This window comes from Streptomyces sp. NPDC005266, assembly GCF_040607655.1.
In the GTDB taxonomy this organism is placed as follows: Bacteria; Actinomycetota; Actinomycetes; order Streptomycetales; family Streptomycetaceae; genus Streptomyces.
The window spans coordinates 40,343-47,049 of sequence record NZ_JBEXHC010000021.1; the positions used below are offsets into that span (position 1 = coordinate 40,343).

Below are 6,707 nucleotides of genomic sequence, written 5' to 3' on the forward strand. Positions count from 1 at the left end.
CCCGCACTGCCCGGCGCACCGCTACGGCCTCAGCATCGGCTCACGCTCGACCCGGGCCCCGCACTGCCCGGCGCACCGCTACGGCCTCAGCATCGGCTCGCGCTCGACCTCACGGCGGTCGAGCGTCGCATCACGCTTGACGAGCGGCTTGGCGGTCGGGGTGACGCCCGCCCACTTCTGCACCTCCGCCGTGGCCTTGGCCTTCTGCGCCGCCGCGAGCTGCCCGATGTTCGAGCCGTGGTTGCCGTCGGCGACCGTGAAGACGTACGAGTCCTTGGCGCCCTTGCCGAGCCGGAACGGCTCCGCGCCCCACGGGTCGTTCTGCCCGTACACGAACAGCATCCGCCGGGCGTCATGGCGCACCCAGCTGTCCACGTCCCGCATCGCGCCCGGCCGGAAGCGCATCGGGATGTCGCGCGGCACATAGCTGCGCGGGGTGTAGATGCCGGGGTAGCGCAGCAGGCCCTTCAGATGCGGGGTCCTGAAGTCGGGCGAGCCGAGCTCGGTGCCCGCCTGGTAGTAGTACGGGGTGTACGTCTCCAGGCCCTGGTCGGTATAGGCGGGGAAGCCGGAGATGTCGTCGATGAAGCGGTACAGCTCATCCGTCGAGGCGGTGGGCGCGGGGACGTCCGCGCAGTCCTTCAGCAGGTGGTACTGCCAGAAGGCCCACACCAGGTCGAGGACGACGTTCTCGTAGGCCTTGTCGGCGCTGCCGACGACGGTGAAGGTCTGCCCCTGGTCGTCCGCCCACTTCTGATAGCGCTCCACGATCTCGTCGCGCCGTACCAGCGCCTCGCGCTGCACGGCGTTCAGCCGGGCGCGGCACTCGGCGGTACCGACGCCCGCGAAGAAGCGGTCGTACGCCGAATCCTCCTTGTTGACCACGTCGTTGGGGGCGACATAGGCGACGGTGCCGGCCATGTCATGCGGGTAGTAGCGGCGGTAGTACGTCGCCGTCATGCCGCCCTTGCTGCCGCCGGTGGCCAGCCAGTTCTTCCCGTAGACCGGCTTCAGCGCCCGGTAGAGGCGGTGCTGGTCACTGGCCGCCTGCCAGATGTCGAGCTTGGACCAGTCGGCGGGCTGCGGCCGGGAGGGCGAGAAGAATCGATACTCCATCGACACCTGGTTGCCGTCCACGAGCTGCGTCGGCTCGCTGCGGCGCGGTGCGGTGGTGACGTTGTAGCCGGAGGTGTAGAAGACCGTCGGCCGGTCCGTGGCCTTGTGCAGCAGGGTGAACCGCTGCTTGAAGGTCCCCTTGGACGGATGCCGGTGGTCGACCGGCTGGGCGTAGGTGAAGACGAGGAAGCGATAGCCCGCGTAGGGCTGCTCCTCGACGAAGCTCATCCCGGGTATCCGCAGGACGCTTTCCTTGACGTCCGGCTCCGTGGGGGTGGCCGCTGCCGCGGGCGCGCCTCCGCCACCCGCGCCGGCCACCCCCACGAATATCGCGAGCGACAACAGCCATCTGGCCACCTTGCGCATGCGGTTTCCCTCGTTTCCCTGGTTTACCTGGCTACCCGTCAATTCGCACAGGTCGCCGAGAACTTATCGGGACACAGGCGCCCCCGCCAGGGGCCCCTCCTGACCGCAACCACCCGCCGCATACGGAGAGTTGTTACCCTCGCGCTCTTTCGTAGCGGGCTGTGATGGCCCATCCTGCCTGTATGGACCGAGACGAACGGCACGACCGGAGCGAACGGGCCGAGCGGCTGACGCGGTATCTGACCGAATTGCAGGAACGTATCGATCCTCGCTCGCTCGAGCTGCTGATGCGGCTGCTGCGCGAGCTGAGCACCTCACCGGCCGTCCGCGGGGGGACGTATGAGCTCGGTATGGGGCCGGAGGAGAAAGAGCTGTTCACCCCCGCCTTACAGGCCGAGCTGCTGGTGCTCTTCGGCCTGCTCACCTCCCAGGACGAGCGCGTGGTGGTCGACCTCGGCGACAGTCCGCATGCCAAGGGCATGAAGGTGCTGGTGCCTCAGGACCGGGCCCAGGACCCCGATTACCTGCACCGCCACAAGCAGCGGGTGGCGGCGGAGGCGGAGCAGCGCGAGCGGGACCGGCGCGAAGTGGAGGGCATCGCGAGGGCCAGCGGCATGGAGCCATGACGTTACGGTAGGTAACGACCGGTGAACGCCGAGCGTTACCGGCCGTATCGCCACCGGCCGGTCCGCCCGCGCCTTTCCCTGGGCTCCCTGTGCGAGGACGGGGAGTCGTTACGCGCCGACCGGCGCCGCCTCGCCCGTGAAGGCGCGCCACAGCGCGGCGTACCGTCCCTCGCGCGCTACCAGCTCCTCGTGGGTGCCGTCCTCGACGACCAGGCCGTGGTCCAGGACCACCACCCGGTCCGCGCGGGCCGCGGTGGTCAGCCGGTGGGCGACGACCAGTGTGGTGCGCCGGCCCGCCAGCCGGTCCGTGGCCTGGTTGACCAGGGCCTCGGTGGCCAGGTCGAGCGCGGCCGTGGCCTCGTCGAGCAGCAGGATGTCCGGGTTCACCAGCTCGGCGCGCGCGAGCGCGATCAACTGCCGCTGCCCGGCCGACAGATTGCGCCCGCGCTCGGAGACCGGGTGCAGATAGCCGCCGTCGAGCGAGGCCACCATGGCGTGGGCGCCGACCGCCCGCGCGGCCGCCTCCACCTCGGCGTCGCTCGCGTCGGGTCGTCCGTAGGCGATCGCGTCGCGCACGGTGCCGGGGAAGAGATACGGCTCCTGCGGGACGACGCCCAGGCGGTTGCGGTACGCGGTCAGGTCGAGCTCGCGCAGATCCTTACCGTCCACGCGCACCGCGCCCTCGGTCGGGTCGTAGAACCGGGCGACCAGCTTGACGAGCGTCGACTTGCCCGCCCCCGTCTCACCGACGAACGCCACCGTCTGCCCGGCGGGGATCGTGAGATCGACCCCGGCCAGCGCCTCCTCGCCGTCCCCGTACCGGAAGCGCACCTCCTCGAACGTGACCTCGCCGAGCACCTTCCGCACCTCCCGCGGCGCGGCGGCGACCGGGGTGGTGGTCGGCTCGCGCAGCAGCTCCTGGATGCGGCCGAGCGACACGGTGGCCTGCTGATAGCCGTCGAAGACCTGCGAGAGCTGCTGGACGGGTGCGAAGAACAGGTCGATGTAGAGGAGATAGGCGACCAGCGCTCCCGCGCTCAGCGTGCCGTCCCCGACCCGCCCGGCGCCGACGATCAGCACCAGCGCGGCGGCCGTCGACGACAGCAGCTGGACGAACGGGAAGTACACCGAGATCAGCCACTGGCCGCGCACCCGCGCCCGGCGGTACGCGTCGCTGCGCTCCGCGAACCGCGCCCGGCCGAACCCCTCGCGCCGGAACGCCTGCACGATCCGCAGCCCCGCCACGCTCTCCTGCAGATCCGCGTTGATGACGCTCACCCGCTCGCGCGCCAGCTCGTACGCCTTGACGCTCTTGCGCCGGAAGAAGACCGTGCCGAGGATCAGCGGGGGCAGGGTCAGGAAGACCACCAGCGCCAGCTCGACATCGATCACCAGTAGCGCGACCAGGATCCCGAAGAAGGTCAGCAGGCTGACGACGGCGGTGACGAGGCCCGTCTGGAGGAACGTCGACAGGGCGTCCACATCAGTGGTCATCCGCGTCATGATCTTGCCGCTCAACTCGCGCTCGTAGTAGTCGAGCCCGAGCCGCTGGAGCTGCGCGAAGATCTTCACACGCAGCGCGTACAGCACCCGTTCACCGGTCCGCCCGGTCAGCCGCGTCTCCCCGATCTGCGCCGCCCACTGCGCCAGCACGACAAAGAGCGCGAGCCCGGCCGCGGACCACACGGCCCCCAGTGCGAGCCGCTGCACACCCTGGTCGATGCCGTACCGAATGAGCACCGGCAGCAGCAGCCCGGCGATCGCGTCGATGGACACGAGCAGCAGGGCGCCCAGCAGCGGCGCCCCGAAGCCACGCAGCAACTGCCGCAGCCCGTACGCCTCCTCGGACCGCGCGGCCCGCTCCTCGTCCACATCGGGGGTATCGGTGGCGGGCGGCAGGGCCGCCACCTTGGCGAGCAGATCGGGCGTGGCGGGCATCCCGGCCAACGCCCCGGCGATCCCGGGCCCCGGGGCGGGGGCGGCAGGGGCGGCAGGGGCGGCGGGGGTGGCAGGGGTGCCAGGGGCGGCGGGGGTGGCAGGGGTGCCAGGGGCGGCAGGGGCGGCGGGGGTGGCAGGGGTGCCAGGGGTGGCAGGGGCGGCGGGGGCGGCGGGGGTGGCAGGGGCGGCGGGGGCGGCAGGGGCGGCGCTCGCGCCGCGCCTCTCCGCGGGGCCGCCTTCGGCCTCGCGCCGCGCCCACAGCGCGGGCGTCACGCCGTCGCCGACCCCGGTGTGCACGTGGCCCGCCCCGGAGCCGTCCGCCGCGACGACGGCGCGGGCGGAGCCGCCCGTCTCCGGTGCGGCGTGCTGCGGGTCATCCCCGCCGCGTGGGCTCAGCCGTGCGGAGCCATCCACCGCCGGGCCTCCGGCCCGGGCGGTGCCGCCCACTTGGTCATCCCCGCCATGGGAGCGGCTGCGCGCCACCGTGGTCAGGCTGCCGTCTTCGACACCGGCCGCCTGCCCTGCCCGGCCCGGCGCCACCCCGGGGCTGTCCCAGGCGTGGGCGCCGTCGCCGCCGCGTGGGCGGGCTCCCGCCGCGGTCGTCCGCCCGGGCAGGTCCGGGCCCGTGTCCGCCCCCGCCCGCCGGCCGTCGGAGGACGGCGCGCCGTCAGCACGCGGCTCGGCCAGCCCCGCGGCGGCGGCCTCGCCGCCGAAGGCGCCGGCCAGGCCCGCCGCCCCGGTGTGCTCGGGGTCGTCACCGCCGTGCGGCCGGACCCGCGTCGCGGCCGGCAGGCCGTCCAGGTCCGGGGCCGGCACCGCGCGGGTGCCGCCGTCCGGCGGCAGCCCCTCGGCGGCGGCGCCGGGGGCGGCGCCGCCGTTGCCGGTCGCCCCGCCGGCGAGGCGACCGGCCGGGTCGCGGGCGATGCCGCTCAGTTCGTCCGGGTCGGTCAGCAGCCGCCGGTACAGCGCGCACCGCTCCCGCAGCTCCACGTCCGTGCCGACGTCGACCAGCCGGCCGCGGTCCAGGACCGCGATGCGGTCGGCGAGGGCGAGGGTGGAGAGGCGGTGGGCGATCAGCAGGGTCGTACGCCCGGCCATGACGCCCCGCAGCGCCTCGTGGATCTCGTGCTCGACGCGCGCGTCCACCGCCGACGTGGCGTCGTCCAGGACGAGCAGCCGGGGGTCGGTGAGAATCGCGCGGGCCAGGGCCAGGCGCTGGCGCTGGCCGCCCGAGAGGGTGAGCCCCTGCTCGCCGACCTCGGTGTCGTAGCCGTCGGGCAGCGCGCGGATGAAACCGTCGGCCTGGGCGGCCCGGGCGGCGGCCAGGATGCGCTCCTCGGTCGCCTCCGGCAGCCCATACGCGAGGTTGGCTCGGACAGTGTCGGAGAAGAGGAAGCTTTCTTCGGGCACCAGACCGATCGCCCCGCGCAGCGACGCGTACGTCAGCTCGCGCACATCGTGGCCGCCGATCCGCACCGCGCCCGAGGACACGTCGTAGAAGCGCGGCAGCAGCATCGACAGCGTCGACTTGCCGCTTCCGGAGGCGCCCACGACGGCCAGCGTCTCGCCCGGCTCGATCCGCAGCGACACCTCGGACAGGACCGGGTGCCCGGGGTCGTAGCCGAAGGTGACCCGGTCGAATTCGACCGTGGCGGGCGCGTCCGGCGGCAGCTCATGGGCGTCGGCGCGCTCCCCGATGGCGGGCTCGGTGTCGATGAGCTCGAAGACGCGCTCGACTCCGGCCCGCGCCTGCTGGCCGACGGTCAGCATCATGGTGAGCATCCGGACCGGGCCGACGAGCTGGGCCAGATAGGTGGAGAAGGCGACGAAGGTGCCGAGGGTGATCTGGCCGCGAGTGGCCATCCAGCCACCGAGGGCCAGCATGGCGACCTGGCCGAGGGCGGGCACGGCCTGGAGGGCGGGGGTGTAGCGGGAGTTCAGCCGTACGGTGCGCAGCCGGGCGGCGAAGAGGCGGCGGCCGACCTCGCGGAGTTTGCCGGTCTCCTGCGCCTCCTGCCCGAACCCCTTGACCACCCGGACCCCGGTGACGGCCCCGTCCACGACACCGGCGACGGCGGCGGCCTGCCCCTGGGCGTACCAGGTGGCGGGGAACAGCCGGACGCGGCTGCGCGAGGCGATGATCCACAGGGCCGGGGCGACGGCGAGGGCGACGACGGTGAGCAGCGGCGAGAGCACCGCCATCACCACGAGGGAGACCAGGAAGAGCAGAACGTTGCCGATCATCATCGGCACCATGAAGAGCAGACCCTGGACGAGCTGGAGGTCGCTGGTCGCCCGGCCGACGATCTGGCCGGTGGACAGCTCGTCCTGGCGACGTCCGTCGAAGCGGGCGATCGACGCGAACATCTCGGTGCGCAGATCGTGCTGGACGTCGAGCGCGAGCCGTCCGCCGTAGAAACGGCGGACGAAGGTGAGGGCGTAGACGACGAGCGCGGCGACGATCAGCAGCGCGGCCCAGGGCGCGAGCGCCCTGTCGTGCTGGACGATCACATCGTCGATGATCAGTTTCGGTACGAGTGGGACGAGTCCCATGACGGCCATCCCCGCGAGCGAGGCGCCGAGGGAGAGCAGCACATTGCGGCGGTACCGCAAGCAGTAGCGCGTCAGCCGCCGCGCCCAGCCCCGGTCTGTGTCCTGCGC

Annotated in this window: 3 protein-coding genes; 1 reads left to right on the top strand and 2 read right to left on the bottom strand. The window is 72.8% G+C overall.

Annotated elements, in window-relative coordinates:
* Nucleotides 1–78: 78 nt before the first annotated feature.
* The gene (locus ABZU99_RS28315; RefSeq protein ID WP_355946304.1) at nucleotides 79–1,482 is read right to left on the bottom strand and encodes a S28 family serine protease; all 1,404 of its coding nucleotides are present in this window, start codon (nucleotides 1,480–1,482) and stop codon (nucleotides 79–81) included.
* 182 nt (nucleotides 1,483–1,664) lie between these two features.
* Here ABZU99_RS28315 and ABZU99_RS28320 point away from each other — a divergent pair, with 182 nt between their 5' ends.
* Nucleotides 1,665–2,108, top strand: a complete 444-nt coding sequence (locus ABZU99_RS28320; RefSeq protein ID WP_355946301.1) for a hypothetical protein — start codon at nucleotides 1,665–1,667, stop codon at nucleotides 2,106–2,108.
* Nucleotides 2,109–2,216: 108 nt separating this feature from the next.
* Here the strand turns inward: ABZU99_RS28320 and ABZU99_RS28325 are convergent.
* On the bottom strand, nucleotides 2,217–6,707 hold a 4,491-nt coding region (locus ABZU99_RS28325; RefSeq protein WP_356228037.1), incomplete at its 5' end, for an ABC transporter ATP-binding protein.

Coding starts and splice junctions, on each gene's coding strand:
- ABZU99_RS28315 (WP_355946304.1), bottom strand. CDS start 1,482: ATGCGCAAGGTGGCCAGATGGCTGTTGTCGCTCGCGATATTCGTGGGG.
- ABZU99_RS28320 (WP_355946301.1), top strand. CDS start 1,665: ATGGACCGAGACGAACGGCACGACCGGAGCGAACGGGCCGAGCGGCTG.